This is a genomic window from Mucilaginibacter sp. cycad4 (assembly GCF_034263275.1).
GTDB lineage: Bacteria > Bacteroidota > Bacteroidia > Sphingobacteriales > Sphingobacteriaceae > Mucilaginibacter.
On record NZ_CP139559.1, the window covers coordinates 4,981,339 to 5,005,257 of the forward strand.

Annotated in this window: 24 protein-coding genes; all 24 read left to right on the forward strand. The window is 43.2% G+C overall.

The features are described 5' to 3' along the window. Nucleotides 1-20: 20 nt before the first annotated feature. The 24 genes from asnB to SNE26_RS20240 all read left to right on the forward strand — a co-directional run bounded on the left by asnB (nt 21) and on the right by SNE26_RS20240 (nt 23,918). Nucleotides 21-1,808, forward strand: coding sequence for an asparagine synthase (glutamine-hydrolyzing) (gene asnB / locus SNE26_RS20125; protein WP_321555689.1), 1,788 nt, complete (start codon nt 21-23; stop codon nt 1,806-1,808). Continuing rightward, nucleotides 1,801-2,919, forward strand: a complete 1,119-nt coding sequence (locus SNE26_RS20130) for a glycosyltransferase family 4 protein (protein ID WP_321555690.1) — start codon at nt 1,801-1,803, stop codon at nt 2,917-2,919. The genes asnB and SNE26_RS20130 overlap by 8 nt, the downstream gene beginning before the upstream one ends. After that, complete coding sequence (locus SNE26_RS20135; RefSeq protein WP_321555691.1) at nt 2,912-3,775, forward strand: ABC transporter permease; 864 nt, start codon at nt 2,912-2,914, stop codon at nt 3,773-3,775. Before SNE26_RS20130 ends, SNE26_RS20135 begins: the two co-directional genes overlap by 8 nt. Then, nucleotides 3,775-5,049, forward strand: a complete 1,275-nt coding sequence (locus SNE26_RS20140; RefSeq protein ID WP_321555692.1) for an ABC transporter ATP-binding protein — start codon at nt 3,775-3,777, stop codon at nt 5,047-5,049. The genes SNE26_RS20135 and SNE26_RS20140 overlap by 1 nt, the downstream gene beginning before the upstream one ends. A gap of 6 nt (nt 5,050-5,055) precedes the next feature. Further along, the gene (locus tag SNE26_RS20145; RefSeq protein WP_321555693.1) at nt 5,056-5,811 is read left to right on the forward strand and encodes an FkbM family methyltransferase; all 756 of its coding nucleotides are present in this window, start codon (nt 5,056-5,058) and stop codon (nt 5,809-5,811) included. A gap of 74 nt (nt 5,812-5,885) precedes the next feature. Further along, nucleotides 5,886-6,503: an FkbM family methyltransferase gene (locus SNE26_RS20150; RefSeq protein ID WP_321555694.1), complete on the forward strand. Its 618-nt coding sequence runs from the start codon at nt 5,886-5,888 to the stop codon at nt 6,501-6,503. Further along, a complete protein-coding gene (locus SNE26_RS20155; RefSeq protein WP_321555695.1) occupies nt 6,422-7,381 on the forward strand; it encodes an alpha-1,2-fucosyltransferase in 960 nt (319 codons plus the stop codon). Before SNE26_RS20150 ends, SNE26_RS20155 begins: the two co-directional genes overlap by 82 nt. Beyond that, a complete protein-coding gene (locus SNE26_RS20160) occupies nt 7,378-8,274 on the forward strand; it encodes a glycosyltransferase family A protein (protein ID WP_321555696.1) in 897 nt (298 codons plus the stop codon). The genes SNE26_RS20155 and SNE26_RS20160 overlap by 4 nt, the downstream gene beginning before the upstream one ends. Before the next feature lie 12 nt (nt 8,275-8,286). After that, entirely contained in the window at nt 8,287-9,063 is a 777-nt protein-coding gene (locus tag SNE26_RS20165) for a hypothetical protein (RefSeq protein ID WP_321555697.1), read from the forward strand. Next, complete coding sequence (locus SNE26_RS20170) at nt 9,050-9,961, forward strand: glycosyltransferase family 2 protein (protein ID WP_321555698.1); 912 nt, start codon at nt 9,050-9,052, stop codon at nt 9,959-9,961. The genes SNE26_RS20165 and SNE26_RS20170 overlap by 14 nt, the downstream gene beginning before the upstream one ends. Continuing rightward, the gene (locus SNE26_RS20175; protein ID WP_321555699.1) at nt 9,927-10,850 is read left to right on the forward strand and encodes a glycosyltransferase family 2 protein; all 924 of its coding nucleotides are present in this window, start codon (nt 9,927-9,929) and stop codon (nt 10,848-10,850) included. The genes SNE26_RS20170 and SNE26_RS20175 overlap by 35 nt, the downstream gene beginning before the upstream one ends. Nucleotides 10,851-10,866: 16 nt before the next feature. Further along, a complete protein-coding gene (locus SNE26_RS20180; protein ID WP_321555700.1) occupies nt 10,867-11,580 on the forward strand; it encodes an FkbM family methyltransferase in 714 nt (237 codons plus the stop codon). Nucleotides 11,581-11,584: 4 nt separating this feature from the next. Beyond that, nucleotides 11,585-12,376 carry a hypothetical protein gene (locus tag SNE26_RS20185; RefSeq protein ID WP_321555701.1) on the forward strand — a complete coding sequence of 264 codons (792 nt, stop codon included), beginning with the start codon at nt 11,585-11,587 and terminating at the stop codon, nt 12,374-12,376. A 14-nt stretch (nt 12,377-12,390) separates the two neighbouring features. Then, the gene (locus tag SNE26_RS20190; protein WP_321555702.1) at nt 12,391-13,779 is read left to right on the forward strand and encodes an MBOAT family O-acyltransferase; all 1,389 of its coding nucleotides are present in this window, start codon (nt 12,391-12,393) and stop codon (nt 13,777-13,779) included. 41 nt (nt 13,780-13,820) lie between these two features. Next, nucleotides 13,821-14,891 (forward strand): hypothetical protein, encoded by a 1,071-nt coding sequence (locus tag SNE26_RS20195; protein WP_321555703.1) that lies wholly within the window; start codon nt 13,821-13,823, stop codon nt 14,889-14,891. Beyond that, on the forward strand, nt 14,888-15,754 hold the full coding sequence (locus SNE26_RS20200; RefSeq protein ID WP_321555704.1) for a glycosyltransferase family 2 protein: 867 nt from the start codon (nt 14,888-14,890) through the stop codon (nt 15,752-15,754). The genes SNE26_RS20195 and SNE26_RS20200 overlap by 4 nt, the downstream gene beginning before the upstream one ends. Then, on the forward strand, nt 15,751-16,962 hold the full coding sequence (locus SNE26_RS20205; RefSeq protein WP_321555705.1) for a glycosyltransferase family 4 protein: 1,212 nt from the start codon (nt 15,751-15,753) through the stop codon (nt 16,960-16,962). The genes SNE26_RS20200 and SNE26_RS20205 overlap by 4 nt, the downstream gene beginning before the upstream one ends. Continuing rightward, a complete protein-coding gene (locus tag SNE26_RS20210; RefSeq protein WP_321555706.1) occupies nt 16,962-17,882 on the forward strand; it encodes a glycosyltransferase in 921 nt (306 codons plus the stop codon). The genes SNE26_RS20205 and SNE26_RS20210 overlap by 1 nt, the downstream gene beginning before the upstream one ends. Before the next feature lie 4 nt (nt 17,883-17,886). Next, nucleotides 17,887-18,804 carry a hypothetical protein gene (locus tag SNE26_RS20215; protein WP_321555707.1) on the forward strand — a complete coding sequence of 306 codons (918 nt, stop codon included), beginning with the start codon at nt 17,887-17,889 and terminating at the stop codon, nt 18,802-18,804. A gap of 3 nt (nt 18,805-18,807) precedes the next feature. Continuing rightward, the gene (locus SNE26_RS20220; RefSeq protein WP_321555708.1) at nt 18,808-19,740 is read left to right on the forward strand and encodes a hypothetical protein; all 933 of its coding nucleotides are present in this window, start codon (nt 18,808-18,810) and stop codon (nt 19,738-19,740) included. Continuing rightward, nucleotides 19,719-20,681: a glycosyltransferase family A protein gene (locus SNE26_RS20225; protein WP_321555709.1), complete on the forward strand. Its 963-nt coding sequence runs from the start codon at nt 19,719-19,721 to the stop codon at nt 20,679-20,681. The genes SNE26_RS20220 and SNE26_RS20225 overlap by 22 nt, the downstream gene beginning before the upstream one ends. Then, nucleotides 20,681-21,679 carry a glycosyltransferase gene (locus SNE26_RS20230; RefSeq protein WP_321555710.1) on the forward strand — a complete coding sequence of 333 codons (999 nt, stop codon included), beginning with the start codon at nt 20,681-20,683 and terminating at the stop codon, nt 21,677-21,679. The genes SNE26_RS20225 and SNE26_RS20230 overlap by 1 nt, the downstream gene beginning before the upstream one ends. Next, nucleotides 21,676-22,704, forward strand: coding sequence for a glycosyltransferase family 4 protein (locus SNE26_RS20235; RefSeq protein WP_321555711.1), 1,029 nt, complete (start codon nt 21,676-21,678; stop codon nt 22,702-22,704). Before SNE26_RS20230 ends, SNE26_RS20235 begins: the two co-directional genes overlap by 4 nt. Next, a complete protein-coding gene (locus SNE26_RS20240; RefSeq protein WP_321555712.1) occupies nt 22,701-23,918 on the forward strand; it encodes a hypothetical protein in 1,218 nt (405 codons plus the stop codon). The genes SNE26_RS20235 and SNE26_RS20240 overlap by 4 nt, the downstream gene beginning before the upstream one ends. Nucleotide 23,919: the final 1 nt, after the last annotated feature.

Here is a 23,919-nt window from a genome sequence, read left to right on the forward strand (position 1 = left end):
GCTATGAAATTTGATGAACCATGTGCCGTATAGCAGGAATCGTTTCTGAAAAACGATCCTCAAACGAGATCAGAGACAAAGTAAAATTGATGTGCAGTGCATTACAGCACGGCGGCCCCGATGATGAAGGCATATTTGAGGATGAAGAGCTTCATCTCGCCTTCGGCCACCGCAGGTTATCAATTATTGACCTCAGCAGCAACGGGCATCAGCCTATGGCGGATGTTGGGAAAAACGCATGGATCACTTTCAATGGCGAAATTTACAACTACCCTGAATTAAAACAGGAATTGCTAAGATCAGGAGTACAATTTAGGTCGGGTACGGACACCGAAGTTATTCTCCAGGCCTACCTGAGCTGGGGTGCTGCGGCCTTTGCAAGGTTCAGGGGCATGTTCGCTTTTGCCCTATATGATGTCAGCAAGGCTCTTACCTACCTGGTACGCGATACCGCGGGTATAAAGCCGCTGTATTATTCGGCTGTCAACGGTGAACTTTGTTTTGCATCTGAAGTACGGTCGTTTAAGCAGGCTGGCCTGGCTACAGAAAATGATCCAAACTGGCAGGTGAGGTTACTGGCATTTGGCCATATACCCGAACCAGATACTACATTAAAAAACGTATTCAGCCTGCCCAAGGGACATTTTTTATGTTGGAACCACCGGAACGCCGGTTATGTTTTAAACAAATATGAGGCAGACAGCTTCCCAGATGCAGTAACCAGTGACAACAACGCGCGAGAATCGATCCATCATGCACTTCGCCAAAGTGTAAACAGGCAATTAATTGCCGATGCTCCTATTGGTGTCTTTTTAAGCGGAGGAATTGATTCAAGCCTGCTTACATTGCTGGCCCACCAGCAAAAAAAAGAGCAGCTTAAAACCATTTCTATATTTTTTGATGAAAAAAGTTATGACGAACGCCGCTTTCAAAGCATCATCAATAATAAAATAAACGGTCAAAATTTTTCGCACTTGGTAAAAGAGCCGGATTTCCAGGCATTTCTGCCGCAGATCATCAGTGCCATGGACATGCCCACCACCGACGGGATCAATAGTTGGTTTATCAGCAAATATGCCCATGACGATGGCTTGAAGTCCGTATTATCGGGTGTCGGCGCCGACGAGTTGTTCGGGGGCTACCCCTCATTCAACAGGATAAAATATCTCGGTTACCTGCGCAGGTTACCTTCATCGATATTTAATGTATCCGGTCATTTTTTGCCCGATCATTATAAGAGGTTAACACTCCTTACAGTGGAGCATCCTGCCGCCGATTATCTTGCTTTACGAGGGTTGTTTTCCCTGGCAGATATCTCCGCTGTACTGGATACCAGTGAAGGTTACATCAAAGACGTATTGTTCGGCGCAGCGCCAGCCCAGGCACCATGCAGTTATAATTATGAGCATGCCGAATGGTTTGAGACACATTTTTATATGCAAAATCAACTGCTCCGGGATACCGACATCATGAGTATGCACCATGGCCTTGAAGTGAGGGTACCGTTTTTGGATGAAGATTTCATCCTGGCTGCCAGAAGCATAGCACCGGGTATCAGGTTTAATAAGAAGCAGCCAAAAAAACTCCTTATTGACAGTTTCAACAACCTTATTCCTTCCGAAATCTGGAACAGGCCTAAAATGGGGTTTACCTTCCCTTTACAAAACTGGATGAACAGGCATAAACAAATAAGCAATACTGATAGTTATAAAGGCAAAGCGGCACAAGATATCATAAGGCAATTCAAAAACAACAGAGTCCATTGGTCAAAGGCATTTGCTTTGTACCATGTTCAAAATAATGGCTAAAAAAGTAATACTTTTTACTTTACAAACATTTAGTTCCACCGGCGGCATTCAGAAAATGACACGCACACTTGGGCATTCTTTGCACCGTGCGGCAGCAATAAATAAATGGGACTTTGAGCTTTGGTCGGCCTATGACAAGCAAAACGACCTGATGGAACAATATTTACCTGCAGCCAATTTCAAAGGGTTTGGCATAAATCGGGCCGGTTTTGTTTTGGAAACCATCGGCCATTCCACAAAGCCTCATGTTGCCATATTAAGCCATATTAACCTGGCCATCATTGGACTGTTAATTAAACTGATTAATCCTAAATGCCGGTTATGGCTTGTAGCACACGGCATTGAGGTTTGGCGTCCGCTTTCATTTTTAAAGCGCCGGATGCTTAAACACTGCGACAGCGTAATTTGTGTAAGCAATTATACCAAACAGCAAATGATAAAACGGCATAACCTCAATGCAGAGAAATGTATTGTGCTGAATAATGCCATTGACCCTTTTATGCGTCTGCCCGATATCTTCACGAAGCCCCAAAAACTGTTGCGGCGTTATGGTTTAAACAACGATGATTTTATCCTATTTTCGCTAACACGACTGGCATCTACCGAGCAATATAAAGGGTATGACCAGGTTATCAGCGTGCTTGGCAGTCTAAAATCAAAATTCCCGCAATTAAAATATGTGCTTTCGGGCAAATATGATGACCAGGAACACATCCGCATAAAAAAATTAATTGCCGCGCATGACGTAGGCGAACATGTAATTTTAACCGGCTTCATTGATGAAGCTGAACTTACCGAACATTTCCTGCTTGCCGACCTCTTTGTTTTACCGAGCAAAAAAGAAGGTTTCGGCATAGCGTTTATAGAAGCCCTTGCCTGCGGTTTACCGGTTATTTGCGGTAATGCCGATGGTAGTATTGATGCCATCCGGAACGGTGAACTGGGCGAAGCCATTGATCCCGATAATCTTGCGGAACTTCACAATGCGATAACAAGGCATTTGCAAAAACACATAGCTGCTGATACCCGCAAAAGCTTACAGGAGAAATGTATAAGACATTTTAACGAACACGATTATATGACAAAACTTCAGCTGCTAATAAATGAGTGATCAGCAAACGGAACATTGGGACATTGAAATAAACGCCAAAAGCAGCCTGCTTGACCTTAAGCTGAAAGAGGTGTGGCACTACCGCGACCTGCTTGTGCTACTGGTTCGGCGCGATTTTGTTTCCTTTTACAAACAGACCATTTTAGGGCCGGTGTGGTTTTTTGTTCAACCTGTTGTTACCATTCTGTTTTATACCCTGATATTTGGTAACCTGGCAGGTATTCCCGTTGACGGCTTGCCCAAACCGCTTTTTTATCTTGCCGGTACTATCATTTGGAACTATTTTGCCGATTGCCTGAACAAAACTTCAACTGTTTTTAAAGACAATGCCGGCATGCTGGGCAAAGTATATTTTCCAAGGCTTATTATGCCCTTAAGTATCGTACTGTCCAACCTGATCCGGTTTGGTGTTCAATTCCTGCTCTTTATTATCTTGTATATCATATTTGTTTTAAAAGGCCAATATATTGTTCCTAATTTGGCAGCCCTGCTGTTGCCGCTGCTTATAATTATGATAGCATCTTTGGGCTTGGGGCTGGGCATGATCATATCAGCAGTTACTACCAAATACCGGGACCTTGCCTTTATAGTAACTTTTGGCGTACCGCTTTTAATGTATGCAACAACGGTAATATACCCCTTATCGGTAGCACAAACCAAATACCCTCAATATAGCTGGCTCATTAAATTTAATCCAATTACCGCTGTTATTGAAACTTTCAGATACGGCTTATTGGGTAAGGGTAGTTTTAGTTGGGAGCTATTGAGCTACAGTATTGTCAGCACCGTTTTAATACTGCTGGCGGGTATAGTGATATTTAATAAGGTTGAAAAAACTTTTGTTGATACCGTATAATGGGCAAGGCGATCAAAGTTGAAAACCTCTCAAAAGCCTACCAGTTAGGGGATTTTGGCACAGGCACCATCTCCCGTGACCTTGAACGCTTCTGGGCGCGTCTGCGTGGCAAGGAGGACCCTTTTTTAAAAATAGGCGAAATCAATGACCGTACTACTAAAGGCGAAAGTGATGTGGTATGGAGTTTAAACGATATTAATTTTGAGATTGAACAAGGCGATGCGGTTGGCATTATTGGCCGCAATGGCGCAGGCAAAAGCACCCTGCTCAAAATATTAAGCCGTGTGACCTCCCCCACTACCGGCTCGGTAAAATTACGGGGCAGAATAGCCAGTTTACTTGAGGTAGGCACCGGTTTTCACCCGGAGCTGAGCGGCCGGGAAAATATTTACCTCAATGGAGCCATCCTGGGTATGCGCAAAGCCGAGATCAAACGAAAATTTGACGAGATCGTCAATTTTTCGGGCGTTGAAAGATATATCGACACACCAGTTAAACGCTACTCATCGGGTATGTACGTACGCCTGGCCTTTGCTGTGGCAGCCCACCTCGAAAGTGAGATCCTGATAGTTGATGAGGTGTTGGCCGTTGGAGATGCCGAATTTCAAAAAAAATGCCTGGGCAAAATAGGCGAGGTAAGCAGCGGCGAAGGCCGTACGGTTTTGTTCGTTAGCCATAACATGGCCGCAGTTCAAAAGCTATGCAACAATGCAATATTGCTCCATAATGGCACCATTAATTCAATAGGCCGTAGCGCCGATATTATCAGTTCATACTTAACCAGTTCATCATTTAATAAATCGGTTTTTGAACTATCCGGTCATGAAGAAACCGCCGATTTGCCGGGCTACGCATACAGGCTCCAAATAGAAGATACCGAATCAAATATCATAAACGAAATAACTGTAGGACAACAATGGCAGCTACGTGTTTTTTTCAAAATAAACAAAGAGATCGATCATTTTATTATCGGTTTAGGATTAACAAACTCGATGGATGTAAACCTAAGATCAACCTGGAGCGAGGCGGCTACGATACAACCGGGAATTTATGAGGCAGTTTTTACAGAAGATACCCTGACATTTGCTGCCGGCACTTATTCCCTTATCCTGGGGTTATCGGCCTATGAAAAAACCTTTCAGTATATTGATAACGCAGCCTCATTTACCATCACGCAGGTGGCCCACAAAAGTCTCGATAAAAAAATAATACGCACAAACGATGCAGGTATCATACTGAATCAAATGTCTGTTCAATTAACTAAAACTGACTGATGCGCTATGTTTGACCGTCATAAAATACTCGATATTGATCTGCCCATAAAAAAAGACCTGCTCCGTTTTTTTAGAAAACAGGAAAAGCTGCTGATATTTGATATCGGCAGTTGTGAGGGCGAAGATGCAATCAGATACTCGAGGCTTTTCCCTAACGCCCGGATTTTTGCGTTCGAACCCCTGCCTAAAAACCAGCAACTCATCCTTGATAACATCAGTCAATACCATGCTTCCAATGTCCGGCTTTTTGAAATGGCACTTTCCAAAACCGAAGGGATGCAGGATTTTCATGTATCATCGGGCCATCCATCTGATACAAATCCACCTGATAACTGGGATTTTGGAAATAAATCAAGTTCGCTGCTTGCACCACAAGAAGTTTTAGATGCTGTTAAGTGGCTAAAATTTGATAACAAAATTGAGGTTTACACCAATACTTTGCAAAATATAATAACCGGCAACCAAGTAAATACAATTGACTTTGTTCATATGGATGTACAGGGTGCTGAGCTTGACGTTCTTATCGGGGCCGGAGACTGCATTCAAAATATAAAACTGATATGGCTTGAAGTTGCCGAAACCTCGCTTTATAGGAACCAACCCTTGCGAAAGGATATCGAGGATTTCATGAGTGCACATTCATTTAAACTATTAAAAACACAGCTTGAAAACGGTGTGGGCGATCAGCTTTATATGAATACACATTACTTTACCGAACACGCTTTTTTAGGCTTAACCAAGTATAAACGCAATAGGCTTTAAATTTAAAAATGTTGTTTTCTAAAATAAAACAGTGGAAAAAATCCTCGTTTTCGCAATCAGGGGAAGATTTGATCGTGAGATTCATCTTTGATGAATTACAAATCAAAAATCCTTCATATATCGATATCGGCGCACACCATCCATGTTACCTGAGCAACACCGCATTGTTTTATCAATCGGGCAGCACGGGTATCAATATCGAACCTGATCCCCTCCTTTTTAAAAAATTCACCAAATACCGAAAAAAAGACATCAATTTAAATATCGGCGTTGGTGAAACTGAAGGCGAAGCCGATTTTTATCTTATTTCATCACCAACATTAAATACTTTTTCAAAGCAGGAGGCCGAAAATTATATACATGAGGGCGATTACAGGATTACAGCGGTAATTAAAACTAAAATAAACTCGCTTCATCATATCATTGAAGAAATAAATCATGGCATGTTTCCCCAGTTTTTAAATTTAGATGCCGAAGGGATTGACGAGTTGATTATTAAATCGATAAACTACTCAAAAAAATACCCGATAGTAATGTGCGTTGAAACCATTTCATTCTCAACCTCGCGTAAGGGTGTTAAGAATAAAGTGCTTATTGATTTTATCGTCGCATGTGGCTATATCATTTACGCCGATACCTATATCAATACAATTTTTGTGAGGAAAGACGCCTGGGAAACTCCCCCCTTTTAATGACCATTACCAAACTGCAGGGCGGCTTAGGCAACCAGATGTTTCAATACGCAACGGCGCGTGGCTGCTCGCCTAATGAAATTATTACCGTTGATCTTTCTTTCTTAGAAAATAATACAACCTCAACAGATGCTTTTACCAGCCGAAAATACAGGCTCGATGTTTTTGAGCATATAAGCGTTAATGTGCTTAAGCCCTTTCGGCGAAAAATAATCACGGACAGCGGCTTGGGGTACCGGCTTTTAAAAAAACTGATGTGGAACGGCCTTAAAACCATCGGCGACCATAACACATCGCCTGCTGTTCATCTTAATTTAAAAGGTAAAAGTGCTATTTACCTGGACGGATATTTTCAAAACGAGGCTTACTTTAACCACATCAGGCCATTGCTGCTGCATGAGTTTAGCTTTCCTGAATTGCCTGAAAAACTTGCACTGATGATGAACAACATAAAAGCACATAAAACATCGGTAGCAATTCACGTAAGGCAAGGCGACTATTTGAAACCGGGGATAGTTAGTTATCACGGCGTTTTGCCGCTTTCATATTATACCAACGCCATCGCATACATGGGCAAGCTTACAACTGATGCACATTATTTCATTTTCTCCGATAATATGCCATGGTGCCGGGGATGCTTTGCCTTTTTAAAGGATAGCGTAACTTTTACAGATGCCGGCGAACAGGATTGGATAGATATGGCGCTCATGAGCAGCTGCAGTCACCAGGTTATAGCCAATAGTTCCTTCAGCTGGTGGGCGGCGTGGCTAAACCCTTCCTGCGAAAAAATTGTTATCGCACCCAAAAAGTGGTTTGCGGATAGCAGCGCCATCAATCAGGCGGAAAATATAGTGCCCAACAACTGGATAAAAATTTGACCAAGCAACAGGACCAGATCAGTATTATTATGCCGGCTTACAACGCTTCGGCATTTATTAAGGATTCAATTGAAACTGTACTTCAGCAAACCTACCGCAACTGGGAACTCATTGTTATTGACGATGGCTCTACGGATGATACGCCAACAATAGTCAGGGAACTCCGTGATCGGGACGACAGGATAATTTATCACCGCCAGGAAAACCGGAGGCTGGGGCCCGCCAGGAATACCGGTTTTAGGCTCGCCGCCGGCACATGGATAGCATTTTTAGATGCTGACGATCTGTGGATGTGCGATAAGCTGGAAATCCAAATGGAGGCAGCAACCAGCCATCATATACCCGTTGACATAATTTTTACAGCAGGGTACTATCTAACCGGGCGTGGTGCCGAATTAAAACCTTACGATAGTTTAAGCGGGTTTTATACCGGACAAGAGCTGTATCCTGTGTTAATGAAACATAATTATATTCCCGTGCTTTCGGTAATGATAAGGCGAACATTTTTGAGGCAGATAGGCTGGCAGGATACCGAACCAATCGTTTATGGCAATGAAGATTGGGACTACTGGCTGAGGGCAAGCCGGGCAGGAGGCAGGTTTTTAGGGTTAAAGCAAAGGCTGTTCAAATACCGGGTTCACAACAGCGCTATGTCGGCCAAACGAGCCACAATGATAACGGCAGGCTGCTATGTGATCTGTAAAAATTATAAAAAGGTCTTATTAAGCCCTTCCGACCGTCTTTATCATCAAACAGAACTGTTGGAAAAAATCCCCTTTATTTCAAAAAGGATCCTCAAAACAGGTTTCAGCAGCGATCTTATCAGCCTTCTGTTCAGGATGATATCTATTGCTTTTCCGGTGCTGTTTGCATTAAAGAAAAAGCAGAAATAATCTTAACCGGTAATGGAGGACGCCCAAAAAAAAAATTATATCGCTTACAGTCTTTGGGGAGACAAAGCCATTTACAATACCGGTATGTTGCGCAACATAGCACAGGCCAATACGATCTATCCCGGCTGGCAGGTTGTAGTTTATTATGACAATACTGTTCCCAGTCAGTCTCTGGAACAAATCCGAGCGGCAGGAGCCCATCCCATTGATATGACCGGAGGCATTTACGGCATGTTCTGGCGTTTTTTGGCCACCGATCTGCCCCATTGCAACCGTGTTATCTTTCGTGACAGTGATTCGCGGTTATCCGAGCGAGAGCGCTTGGCGGTGAACGAATGGATAGCAAACGATCATGCGATTCATATCATGCGCGATCATCCCTATCATCTTGACCCTGTAGATCACAGCCCCCATTATATTTTGGGAGGCATGTGGGGGATCAAAGGCGGCCTTGTTAATATGACAACGCTCATTGATCATTATGCTGCAAAAAAAGAGCTCAGTTACGGCAGCGACCAGGTATTTCTGAACCAGATCTACGACCTGTTCAGGGATTCGGCAACCATCCATGACGAATTTTTCTCCGGCCTGCCCTTTCCCCAAAAACGGAAAGGGTACCGGTTTGTAGGCGAAAGAATTGATACTGACGAAAAACCTGCAGGCGATGACTGGAAGGCCGTCAGGGCATTTTATGCAGATAAAAAACCTTTGAATATTTTGATCAGGAAGATAAAAAAACTGATCCGAGGATTATTCCGGCAATTAAACCCAACAAATGTCTTTTCCTAAAATATCTGTTATAACCCCGTCATACAACCAGGGCGCTTTTATCGAACAAACGATATTATCGGTAATAGGACAGCAATACCCTAACCTGGAATATATCATTATCGATGGCGGTAGTACCGACAGTACCCTGGAGGTGATTAAAAAACATGAGGATCACATAACATATTGGGTTAGTGAGCCAGACAGCGGACAAAGCCAGGCCATCAACAAAGGCTTTGCATTAGCCACCGGAGATATCCTGTGCTGGCTGAACTCCGATGATTACTACCTCCCGGGCGCGTTGCTCGATATCAGCAGTAAAATTTCGGTTAACCGGACGGACCTGCTGTACGGGAACTGCATCCATTTAAATGAAAAGGACAACCAGGCATACGGCAGCCCCTTTGATCCGTTAAAAAACTGGGACATTACCCACGGCGATTATATTATACAGCCCAGCAGTTTTTGGACAAAACAAGCTTTTGAGTGCATAGGTCCCTTAAGAGAAGACCTGCATTTTGGTTTCGACTGGGAATGGTATGCCCGCGCCCTTGCAAAAGGCGTAAACTTTATCCCTTCGGCAAAATATTACTCGGTATACAGGCTACATGGCGACCAAAAATCCAATGACAACAACGTGTCCCGGTTTATTGAACTGATAAACATTGAACGGTCGTTGAACCCCGATAAATTTGCGTGGCTTGATAATTATCTGAAAAAACATATTGGTAACATCCGGCTGCTTTATCATGTTACCGGTAACCGTTTACTTAAGCCGTTTGAATATAAACTATTAAAAACAGCACATCCTCAATTACTTCGATTAATTGACCGTATAAGCCTGAAAAAATATATCCGTCACTGCTTTACGAAAGATACAGAAAATGGACCTGCCCGATCTGAACCAATACCGGAATAACTTTCTTGACCGAGGTGTAAAGCTACCTCTTAGAGCCGTGCCGGCCGATGTTACAGGTTTGCTCAGGGAACTCCCCGCCCCTGCTGCCGGCAAAACGGGATGGCCCTGGGACCAGGAAACCGATCCTGCAATTTATGACCCGAAAGTAAACTGGCCAAAGCTTACCATCGTAACCCCCTCTTATAACCAGGCCGGTTTTTTAGAAGAGACCATAAGGGCGGTGCTTTTACAAAATTATCCCAACCTGGAGTATATCATCATCGATGGCGGCAGCAATGATCAATCCGAACAGCTCATTAAAAAATATGCTTCCTGGCTCAGCTATTACCAAAGCGAAAAAGATAAGGGGCAAAGCCAGGCCATCAATATGGGGTTCAGCCTTTCATCCGGCAGGTACCATGCATGGATCAACAGCGACGATTATTACCTCAAAGACGTTTTCCATAAAGTGATAAGTAAATTTATGCATACCAAAGTCGATTTTATATATGGCTATGGCAACGACCATAATGTGCTGTCCGGCAAAACAAACACAACCGTGGTATTGCCTTTCATTGACTATTTTATCAAGATCCCCAGCCTTGTTCAACCTTCTACTTTTTGGAGTGCGGCTATCCATGAACCGGTCTGGGAAGAGCTTCATTGTTCCCTTGATTTTGAATTGTGGCTCCGGCTGGTAAAAGGCCACAGCAGGGCCTTGATCAAAGAACCGCTTTCCGTGGCCCACGTGCACGACCAGGCCAAAACCCATTCGCCCAAAACGAAGGCATTGTGGGAGGCCGATCATCAAAAAATATGGGCAGCCGATGCACACGGCACCGTGCATGAATGGAAAAAAATATTTTTTTTAAACCGGATCAGGATAAAGCTTTATAGCTGGTTCCACTGATCACCTAAACCATGGGATGAATAAATATTACAGCCAGTACCAGCAAGATAAGTTTTTGAATGAGGTACTATTTAGAAGTAAAAAAAACGGCGTATTTGTAGATATCGGCGCAAACGATGGGGTTACAATAAGTAATTCTTACTTTTTTGAAAAAAACTTATACTGGACCGGGATCTGCTTTGAACCGCTTATCGAAGCATTTAATAAACTTGAAAAAAACCGAAGTTCAGTTAATATCAATGGTTGTGCTTCTGATAGAAATCACCTGGATATATTTTACAATGTACACGGTTATGGTGAAATGTTAAGCGGCTTAAAATCTAAATATGATGAAAGACATATAGAAAGAATTAACAAAACCATTAAGGAATACGGTGGCCATATTACCGAAACGAAAGTGCAATGTTTTGATGTTAATGATATATTGGAAGAAAACGGTATCAAAAAAATTGATTTTGTAAGTATTGATACCGAAGGCGGTGAATTAAATATTTTGCATGCAATCGACTTTGACGCGTTTAAAATCAAGGCGGTTGTGGTAGAAAACAATTATTCTACCCCCGACATTTTTCACTTCATGAGCAGCAAAGGCTATTTCAGGGTGGCCTATTTATCAACCGATGAAATTTATCTGCACCCCAGATATTATGGTTACTTAAGCGCATTTATAATCAGGTGCAGGATAAAATTCACTAAACTCGGTTCCAAATTTAACACTGTAAGCCACTAGCCATTTGAAACTCCCCGTATCAGCTATTGTTGTTGGTTATAATGAAGCCCGGCTGTTAAAGAACTCGTTGCCTATGCTGGCCTTTTGCAGCGAGATCCTTTACTTTGACCTAGGCTCTGAAGACGATTCAAGAGAAGTTGCAGCAAGTTTTGGCGCAAGCGTTATCCTTCACGAAAAGGTGGACAGCTGTGAGTGGATTCACGCAAAGTTTGCCAACAGTATCCAACATGAATGGCTGCTGATTACTGATCCGGACGAGCTATTAAGTCAGGAATTGATTGATGAGATCTCGATGTTGTTTAACGAGCCTGATCAGCTTAAGGAAGTGGGTGAAATTACCGCCCCCTGGATATTTTACTTTAAAAACAGAAAGCTGACCGGCACCCATTGGGGAGGCATTAGCCGGAGGACTTTACTGGTACATCATAAACGTTTTGAATTCAAAACGCTGATACATGTTGGCCGCAAAGTTCTGCCGGGTTATTCGACTTTTCATATTGAATATACCGGCAAAAATTTCATTCATCATTATTGGATGTCGGGCTATAAAAAGTTATTCGAAAAGCACCTGAGATATTTAAGGAACGAGGGCGAGGCGCGTTATAAAACAGGAAGGCGGGCAACCATTAAGGGGATCATAACCGAACCTTACCGCTCTTTTAAATACAGTTATAAATCCAGGCAAGGATATAAAGATGGTTTTACGGGCCTGTTCCTTTCTGCATTTTGGGCATGGTATGAATGTACCGCGCAAATAAAAAACTACAATTATCAACGCTCTGCCAAAAAAAAATAATATCAAGCCCATAAATGCTTTTTAACTCCCTGCTGTTCCTTATATTTTTTGTAATAGTTACCATTACCTATTACCTGCTGCCGCATAAATTAAGGTGGATATGGCTTTTAGCCGCAAGCAGCTATTTTTACATGTACTTTAAGCCGGTATATATCCTTATCATTCTTTTTACCATTATTGTTGATTACTGTGCCGGCATTCTGATAGAAAAAGCAGCAGGCAAAACCCGCAGGTTTTATCTCGTTTTAAGCTTGGTTACCAATATTGGCGTACTTGCGTTTTATAAATATTTTAATTTTTTTGGAGTTAACCTGAATTTGTTATCCGGCATATTTCATGGTCCGCAAATGCCACTGCTTGATTTTATCTTGCCTATCGGCCTGTCATTCCATACCTTCCAGGCCATGAGTTATACCATCGAGGTTTACCGGGGCAACCAGCCTGCCGAGCGGCATTTTGGCCTGTATGCTTTATATGTAATGTTTTACCCGCAAATGGTGGCAGGTCCAATTGAACGGCCACAGCATATTTTGCCCCAGTTGCACCGGGTTAATTATTTCCAAAGCAATACTTTCATAACAGGGTTACTTTTCATGGCGATGGGCATTTTTAAAAAAGTCGTGATTGCCGACAGGCTGGGTTTGTATGTCGATCCGGTTTTTACAAACCCGCATGGCCATTCAGCACTTGAACTCCTGATTGCCACCTATTTTTTTGCTTTCCAGATCTATTGTGATTTTAGCGGTTACTCAGATATTGCCATTGGCGCGGCCCTGGTGTTGGGTATCGAACTGATGCAGAACTTTAACTTCCCATACCTGGCATCCAATGTTTCTGATTTTTGGAAGCGCTGGCATATTTCCCTTTCCACCTGGTTTCGTGACTATCTGTATATCCCCCTGGGGGGCAGCCGGGTTAATTTTTTAAAAACCGGCGCAAACCTGCTCATCGTGTTTATGATAAGCGGCTTATGGCATGGCGCCAACTGGAAATACCTGATTTGGGGATTAATCCACGGCCTGTTACTTGTTGCTTACCAGTTATTACATAAGCTCAACATCCGCATTAAAGGCTTTACCTTTTTTAAATGGTTCATCACCTTTAACCTGGTTTGCCTTGCTTGGGTATTTTTCAGAGCCGGTACGGTGGCCGATGCATTTTTCATCTTAAATAAAATATGCAGGGGCAATAATTTAACCTATACAGCAGGCAGCCTCATGTCGGTACCTGAGCTTTCGTATTGCGCCTTCATTATTACAGCCCTGTTCCTAGGCGAACGCTATGTACGAAAAGCGAAAGATTGTTCAAACACAGGCAAGTTGTTCCTGATAGGCGGCTTAATGCTTGCCTGCTACTTTTTAGGGATCTTTAATGAAGCACAGTTCATTTATTTCCAGTTTTGATGCGTAAGATCGCCGGTCTGTTCCTATTGGCTATATGTATTATGTTGCTAGGCAGTGCCATGAACAGGTCGTTTGTTAATAAAATAAAATTTGAAAAATATTTCGACCACCTGAATCCATATATCATACAGGAAAACATCCTCTACAAAGCAGCATTCGTACATTCGGACAGGTGGCGTTACGGCGACTTGTATGGTGTCTGCTTTCTTCCCCAGTACAAATTTGAACTCGAACCTTTTAAACAATACCCGTACAAGCCCGGAAGGCTAAACACCAACAAAGTATTATACATCATAGGCGATAGCTTTTTAGCCGACAAAACGCTTTCCGGTGCTTTTGAGGCCTTTGATCATGTAATTTTCCTTGATCGCCGGTTCGCCTTCGGCCCGATTAAACTGGACACTACGCGACAGAATTACCTGATGATGGAATTTGCCGAACGTAACCTTAATGGTTATGACATTGTCAAAACCGATGAAATTCGCTGGGCAACAGGTGAGATCAAAAGCGGGATCAAAATCAGCAATTCCTCTACCCCGCAAACAAGTCAACCAAGTCCCCTATCGCTTTTTGAACGTCTGAATAAGATCATTTTTAATAAGGATCTAAGCAGGAACCTCGAATTGATTCTTTTTGATAACAGACTGGTAAGCCCTTTCAAAGAGGTAAAAGCTTCGCTGAACTATAAACTTTTCGATCGCGTAGCTAACGAGGTGGTTGTAAGCTCTGATAAAAAAAGACTGCTTTTTAATATTACTGTCGATACTGCCAGTGCACAATCGGCCTTCAGGCCAAAGACAGAATCTGGCATAGATTCTATCGTGAACAATCTGGACATCGCAAAAAGATACTATCTGAGTATCGGCTTTAAAAAAGTTTTCCTTTCGGTGATCCCCAATCCGGTTTCTGTTTACGATGACAAAAGGATGCCTTATAATCACCTGCTGGAAAGAGTGGAACAAAACACCGATCTCACAGTAGTGTCATTATATCATATTTTCAAAGCCGACAAGCGCAATCTATTCTACCGCAGCGATTCGCATTGGAATCCGCAGGGACTGGACATCTGGGTCAATGAGGTTAATAAAACGTTAACATCAAGCGTTAAGTGAATACTTTTTTTTCCATCATTATGCCGTTGTATAACTGTGAAGGTACCTTACAGCGGGCATTAGACAGCATTAACAACCAGGCTTTTAAAACCTATGAATTAATTTTGATTGATGGCGGCTCAAACGATAATACACAGTTTATTATCAGCAACTTTAAAAAAACCGGCAATTGCCATATCCAGTTCAGCTCTGAACCAGATGGGGGCATTTACGACGCCATGAACAAGGGCATTGACATGGCAACCGGGCAATGGCTTTATTTTATGGGAGGCGATGACATTTTAAGCAGTCCTGCAATATTAGATCAGATTTATAACGCCATTCAAAACGAGCCTGTCCATCTCATATATGGCAATGTAACAGGGGCTATATCAAATACAAAATACGCCTATGATACTATTAACAAAGCATTATCGCACGGCATCCATCACCAAAGTATTTTCTATAAACGAGAAGTGTTTAACTACACCGGCAAGTACAACCTGAAGTTCAGGGTTGCTGCCGACTATCATTTAACACTCAAAATATTTTGCAACCGGGCTTTTAAAACCCGGTATATCGACTTGGATATTGCACGCTTTGGGGAGGCAGGTTTAAGTTCTACAGTCTACGACTACCGTTTTTACAGCTATCATTATAAATTCTTATCTGTAAATAAAGCTTTAGATAAAATTGCGGACAGAACAACCCTCTTGCAGCAATCCATATACTGCTGCCTGTGGTTGGTAAAAGAAAAGCAAAACATGACTTTTGCCTGGGCGAACATCTTCTATTACATAACCGGAGCGGAAGCGCTCGGCATCTCATTCAGGTTTAAAACTTTTTTAAGGATGGTATACTGGAGCCTGAAACCCAAACCATGACGATAGGGCTGATAACACCTTACTTCCCTGATGAGCACACTATCGACAGTGGTATAGCTAATCACTATCTGCTGCTGGCACAAAGTTTAGGAGCCAAAGGGAATAAGGTTGTCGTGGTCCACGTCCGGCCGCTCCGTAATGATGAGCATGGTATCTTTAGTAAACAGATCCTTGCAGAAGGCATTACCGTACTTACCTATAAGGTTAAAGCACCTGTTATTATCGACAAGTTTTTTAAACATCAATGGGCAATCATTGATTTTGTGTTGAAGATCAGATCCATGCGTGTTACATCGCAGGTTTTGAATAAAATCATACAACAATATGGCATTGAGGTAATCGAAACAAGCAGTTATTTTTCGCTGTGCTATTTTTCGCTTTACAAAAAAAACAAGGCTCCCGTAGCTGTGAGGGTGAGTACTACCTTTTCGCAGATCATGAACGAGCACTATCCTTTTAAATCGAGGGTAATGGATATGATAGCCAAAATGGAGATAGCCTTTGTTAAAAGGAGTGAGTACGTTATTACCCATGCGCACAGCCACGCCCTGGAACTGGAACGCCTTTATGACATTGCAACTGAAAGGTTCGAAATTATTCCGCACGGCATTAACCTGCCTGTTATGACTGAGTATCCAACTACAGGCCTGGTCATTAAAGTATTATACACTGGTAGGTTGGAATACCGCAAAGGCACCGATGTTTTGCTTGAGGCAATCCCGCTGGTATTACAGCAAAAGCCCGATATTTTGTTTGAATTGATTGGTAATGACACCAGTAATGATTATCAGAACAGGTTCAAGACCGATAATCCCGAAGAGGTTTTGCAAAGGGTGATTTTCAGCGGGAAAGTTGATCATGAAACCTTATGCCGGGCCTACCAGGCATGCGATATTTTTGTTGCACCATCAAGATATGAATCGTTCGGGCTGATATTTATCGAGGCTATGAGCTATGGCAAACCCGTTATTAGCTGCAACGTTGGTGGCGTACCCGAAATTATCACCGACAATTACAACGGCTTCTTTGCCGAAACCGGCGATGTGCAAAGCCTCGCAGATAAGATTCTTCGACTGGCCGACAATGGTGATTTAAGAAAGCAAATGGGCCTAAATGCCCGCAAAACAATTGAAGAAAAATTTAACAGTGATCAGTTAGCTGATAACTCATTAACATATTACAACAAGATCATTACTGATTTCAACTAATGCAGCTTTCGGTAATTATCCCGACTTACAATCCCGACGTCACAAGGCTGGAACAAACGCTTACGGGTTTAAAGAGCCAATCGCTGCCGGTTAATCAGTGGGAATTAATTGTCATCGACAATAACTCATCTAATAATTTCTGGCAGCAGCTTAACCTAGGCTGGCACCCTGCTTCCAAAATTGTAAAGGAAACAAAACAAGGCCTCACTTTTGCACGGCTTAAAGGTTTTAATGAATTAACAAGCGATATCATTGTCTTGGTTGATGACGATAATATCCTTAATGCGGGTTATCTTGAAAAAGCATTGAATATATTTCGTCAAAATCCTCAAATAGGAGCTATAGGTGGTAAATCAATCCCGCTGTTTGAAACTACTCCGCCCGAATGGCTGGGCGAATTTTATGGCAGTCTGGCCCTGCGCGATCTGGGCGATGAGCCCTTACTGGCCACATGGAATAATCAATATCCTGCCTGTGCTCCCATCGGTGCAGGGATGGCCATACAACGCAAAGCCCTCACATCCTATATCGAAAAAATAACATCGGGCAACAGTAATATCAGCGACCGGACTGGTAATTCCCTAAGTTCGGGCGGCGACAATGACATGATAATCGAAATCCTCAAAAGCGGCTGGCAGGTTGGCTATTTTCCGGAGCTTACGTTACAGCATATTATTACCGCTCAACGGATGAAGGCAGATTATCTTGCCCGCCTGCTTAATAATACCAATAAATCATGGGTACAGTTATTACAAAGCCATGGTATAAATCCCAGGCAACAGGTGACAAAAGCAGGCGCTTTATTGCGGAAAGCAAAAGCCTGGTTTCGCTACAAGGCGTGGAAAAGCAAACCAGATTATATCAAATGGCAGGGAGCGTGCGGCACGTTTGACGGCCTGGCATCCTTGCCCCATAAATAACCAGATGCAATCGCTCATCAATTTTTTATATCGCAACCCGCGTTCACAACTGCAAAAGTTCAGGCATTTTGGTGGGTATCTTAACTACCGGAGCATGATGAACGGGCGCAAGGAAATGGAAAAGCGCTCGGTTGACTTGCCTCCGGTAGTTTCACATGCCAACGGGTTACCGCTTTACTTTTTAACAGGCAAAAACTACCTGTACCAAACACTTTATTGCATCCAATCATTAATTAAAATATCCGCTGTACAGTTTAAATTTATATTAGTTGATGACGGCAGCTTTAATACCATGCTGATGGAAAGGGTAGCAAAACAGTTGCCCGGCGCGCAGGTAATTACGGCCGAGCAGATCAGCAAAAACCTGCAAAATGCGTTGCCCGAGGCCCGATATCCGTATTTGCATAAAAAAAGAGCGGTTTATCCTCACATCAAAAAACTGACTGACGTGCACACCATTCCCAGTCATGCCTGGAAACTGGTACTGGATTCAGACATGCTTTTTTGGCATGAGCCTGCGAAGATGATCAACTGGCTTAACGACCCGCAACAGCCCCTCCACATGATTGATTGCACAGAAGCTTACGGCTATTCGCGGCAATTGATGGAACAATTGGCGGGTTCACCAGTAAAAGCATTGCTTAATGTTGGAGCTATCGGCTTAAAAAGCGAAGCTATCGTTTGGGACAAACTTGAAAACTGGGTTAAAACACTTGAAGAGCAGGAAGGTACTTCTTATTATTTAGAGCAGGCGCTCTCGGCCATGCTGATAGAGAATACTGATTCCCTTGTTTTGAAAGCAGAAGATTATATTGTAAATCCCAGTCAGTACCAGATCAAAGATAAAACAGGCATTCTTCATCACTATGTCGACCTCTCCAAAGAAGGCTACTTTAAACAAGCATGGAAACACTTTTTATAGTCCATGGCATTAGGTAAAGTGGCATACAAGTATTTTTTCAAACCTACTTTTTCGGTGAGATACCATATCCGTCACTTCGGGCTGACGGGCTGGCTGCGCATGCAGCGGGGTGAGGAGCAAATGAAAAAAGCGGCCTCAAAATTGCCCCCTGTTAATTTACCCACAGATAAAATACTGGAAGTTAGCTTCCTGACGGGGGCAAAATACTGGCATCAAACCATCTTTTGCGCATATACGCTGTCCCGCTGCCTGGATGGCCGGTTGGGAATTAAACTATATTCGGACGGAACACTGACCGATGAACATATTGGGTTTATAAACAAGGTATTGCCGGGTATTAAAGCTATATCCGAAAAGCAGGTGCTAAAGCACCTTGATAGTGTTTTACCACAACATCAATTTCCAACATTAAGGCATTTGCGTAACTGGCACCCGTTTTTTCGCCGGTTGATAGATATTCATACCGCCCCTTCATGGACCATTCATTTGGATAGCGACATGATCTTTTTCGGTCAACCCCGCCAAATTCTGGAGGCGTATCAACACAAAACAGCTGTTTACATGAAAGAACAACTGGAAAACTCCTACTTTGTTGATAGCGAGGACGTATTGAGGGATAAATATGATATCAATTGTATAAAAAGCGTTAACGGTGGTATCATAGCTTACGATAACGACAGAATTGATTATGCCGATCTTGAAGAGAAAGCCAAACTGCTGTTGCAGCATTATCCTCTCGCCGGCCCGGCACAGGTGGAACAAACATTGATGAGCTATGTGCTTTACCGACAAACGGCAATGGCGCTCGATGAAAAAACATATACCATCTTTTACGACGACAAACCTGATCCGGGCAGTCTGCAGATTGTAAGACATTATATTTTCAAGGCCAAGCTGCCTTATTTTACAACGGAATGGAAAAAAGCGGTCCTTTAGTTTCTGTTTGCATGCCTGCCTATGACGCAGGTAAATATATTGCCGACGCCGTTCGTTCAATACTCAAGCAAACCTATTCTTACTGGGAGCTCATTATTGTTAATGACGGCTCTACCGATGATACGTCCCTCATACTTAAACAATTTACCGACCCGCGCATCAGCGTTCATCAGCAGGAAAACTGCGGACAATGCGCTGCTGCAAACAAGGCCTTTAGCCTTTCAAAAGGCAGGCTCGTTAAATTTATGGACGCTGATGATATGATCTCACCCGGTTATCTTGCAGCGCAGGTAAACTGCATTGGTGATCGTGAAGATACAGTAGCTTCAGCTGCCTGGGGCCGTTTTTATAACGACGATATCAACACCTTTAAACTGAATGAAGAGGTCATCAGAGAGGATTGCCAACCCATCGACTGGCTGGTATCCTCGATGGACGGCAAACAAGCGATGATGCAGTGCGCCATTTGGCTTATCCCGAGGGCAATACTTCAAAAATCGGGACTATGGAACGAGCGTTTGAGTCTCATTAATGATTTTGAATTTATCATCAGAGTAGTATTGAATGCCCGCGAAATACGTTTTGCCGAAAATTCAGTGCTATACTACAGAAGCGGCCTCCAAAATTCCTTGTCCTCCTTAAAATCACAAAAAGGCGCTCAATCTGCCTTTGATTCCATCAATATGGGTACTTCGTACATGCTGGACTTTGAACCCAGCGACCGCGTAAAAAAGGTATGTGCTGCCTGCTTTCAAAATTTTGTATACTCTTTTTATCCCTTTCATAAAACGCTTATCAAATTAGCAGAACATAAAATAAAAGAACTCGGCGGCACAACATCAGCATTTCCGTCGGGCGGTTATACCCGGTTACTTCAAAAAATTATCGGCTGGAAAAACGTAAAAAAAATAAAACTGTTGCTACCAGGAGATTTAAAATAATGGCGCATTGCCGTGTTTACCTGTTTACTTATAAAAGAAACGAACTTTTCCAACGCGCTGTAAAAAGCTTGCTTGACCAAACATTCACCAGCTGGATTTGCGAAGTACATAATGATTGTCCCGACGATCCATTTCCGGGGGAGTTTATATCGTCCTTAAACGACCAGCGTTTTATCATGAAAACCCACACCGAAAACCTTGGTGCTGTCGCCAGCTTTAACCTCGCGTTTGCCGGTTGCAATGAGCCATACGCCAGTATCTTAGAAGACGACAACTGGTGGGAGCCGCACTTTTTGAAAGAGATGACAGCAGTTATGGATAACGACCCAAAGATAAAAGTTTCCTGGAGCAACATGGCGCTATGGCGCGAAGAACAGGGCAACCTTTGGACAGATACGCGTCAGACTATCTGGCCGGATAAGCAATCGCAACTTTTTGAATGGCCGCAAGTCAGGCAAACCTTGGGTGCTTTGCACTCGAACGGAGCTATGTTATACCGCGGGCAGCATGCATCAAAGTACCTCGTGCCACCTGGTATATTATTCAACGCCGTCGAGCTAATCAGGGAGCGTTCGTTTGAGCATCCTATTTATCTGCATGGGAAACCACTGGCTAATTTTGCCATTACACTGGCTACAGCCCGCAACAGCGATCCTTATAGCTGGATTGCTACGCAGACCATGCTGGTAGCAAGCTTCATGGCGGCATCGCCTGACAAAAAGAAAACCATGAAGGAAAGCCTTGCATACCATCGGGCACAAAGACCCGTCCCCACAGCCTCCTTTTTTCTTGCCAATATGCTTATCCTGAAGAACAAGGGGCTGTATAAATGCTTTACGATTACCGACTGGTTACATTTTGGCAAATGGTTGCTTGGCAATGGCCGTCAATTAAATTACATTAAACGATATATCGCATCGCAATCAGATACCTACCGCTTCCTTCTTAAACAAACCGGGCTGCGATACCGGGAGGCTGAACAAAACACACGAAATTGAAAATAGCCCTTATCGTAAACCCGCTGATCGCTGTACCACCTGAGCAATACGGTGGTATTGAGCGCATTGTTTTTATGCTGATCCGGGAGCTTAAAAAAAGCGGACATGATGTCACCTTATACGCCAATGAATATTCGCAACCCGGCTGTAAACTCATCGGTTACCGGGAATCGGCTCATTACGGCGCTAAAGATCTGGTAAAGATCAACCGGCTCACGTCAAAAATTGCTTTTCAGCATTTTGATCTTGTACATACCTTCGGCCGAATGAGCAATATCGCATTGCTGATGTTCAGCCGAATCCCCAAGATTGTATCCTATCAATTACCGCCAACCATATCGCAGGTAAAAAAGGCGGTCAGTATCGCTCATGAAAATTCATTGAGATTTACGGCATGCAGCAAGTACATCGCTAACCAGATCACTGCTTTTGCTGATGTAACTACCATTTACAACGGGGTTGACATTAAAGACTATGATTTCAATGCCGATGTTGCAGAGGGCGCCCCTCTTACTTTTCTAGGACGCATTCAACAGGAAAAAGGGACAGCTATTGCCATAAATGCAGCAAAAAAAACAAACCAAAAGCTGGTGATAGCTGGCAATGTGCCTAATGAGCCAAAACACCAGCAATACTTTAACGAGCAGGTAAAACCATACATCGACGGAGAGCAGATCAAGTACATAGGCCCGGTTAATAACAGCCAGAAAAATCACTTGCTCCGTAACTCCAAAGCTTTCCTGATGCCGGTAACCTGGGATGAGCCCTTCGGCATTGTAATGGCCGAAGCCCTGGCCTGCGGTACACCCGTTATCGGTTTTAATCGCGGCGCCGTGCCGGAAGTGGTAACCAATGGATCAAACGGTTTTGTCTGCGCTACCGAAGCTGACATGCAAACAGCAATCAATAACATTGATGGCATCAGCAGGGCAACGTGCCGGCAGGTTGCCGAACAAAAATTCAGTGCCGGGGTGTTGGCCAAACAATACGAGGAATTATACAGACTGGCAACAGGCAAAAATTGAAGAACGTTACTTTTATAACTACCGGCCAGCCGACTACCAACCCGCGCCTGGTTAAAGAGGCTGAAACCCTGCAAAAACTTGGATACAACGTTAAAGTGATCTGCTGCTTTTACCAGCAATGGGCCCAAAAAGCTGATGTGGTTTTAATCGACAGGTATCCTGGCATGTATATTTATTGCGGAGGTGACCCTATAGTACAAAGAGGAGCTTACCTTAAAACCCGCCTCCGCCAAAAGCTAAGTGCGCTATTATTTAAATATATCAGGAATTTCGGAATACCGGAAAACGCCATTAGCCGCAGCCATACGGAAGCCCTGACTATTGCAAGAAAAATAAAAACCGATCTCTACATAGCCCATAATCTCGGCGCGCTGCCAGCTGCAGTATTAGCGGCAAAACACAATGGCGCCAAAGTTGGTTACGATGCAGAGGATATGCATTCGGGCCAGTTTACTTCCACCGATGATGAAAATTATCGACTTAATAAATACATCGAAGAAAAATATTTTAGCCGGGTCAATTACTTTACCGCTGCAAGCCCGCTCATAGCCAAGTTTTACAAAGGCGAGTACAGCTATCTGAAACCTGTTGTGATAAATAACGTGTTTCCTAAAACGGCGCTAAACGTCAGGCAAAATTATAAAGCCAATGACCCGTTAAAACTGTTTTGGTTTTCGCAGACTATAGGCCCCGAAAGAGGATTGGAAGATGTGATCAAAGCAATGTCCGCAGTTAAAGGCAATATACAGCTACACCTGTTAGGCAGTTGCCATGAAGGTCACAAAGCAGCATTATTAAACCTTGCCGGTACACTTAATTTGAACCCGGATCAACTTTGGTTTCATGAGCCTATCGGTGCTGGTGAGATTTTTGCCTTCGCAAGCCGGTTTGATATAGGGATGGCTACCGAAACCGGCGTACCTTTAAACAGGGACATCTGCCTTACCAATAAGATCTTTACTTACATACAATGCGGTTTGGCTATGATAGTGAGCGATACGCAAGCGCAAACTTTGTTTATGGAACAATATCCGAACACCGGAAAATTGTATCAGAAAAACAACCTGCAGTCATTAATGGATTGCATCGGCTTTTACCTCCAAAACCCCGATGCTTTATACCGAACCCGATTGCAAAATCACCAGTTAGGCCAAGTTGAATTAAACTGGGAAACAGAACGCCATCAGTTTTTAAATCTTGTTGAAAACCTCTAAG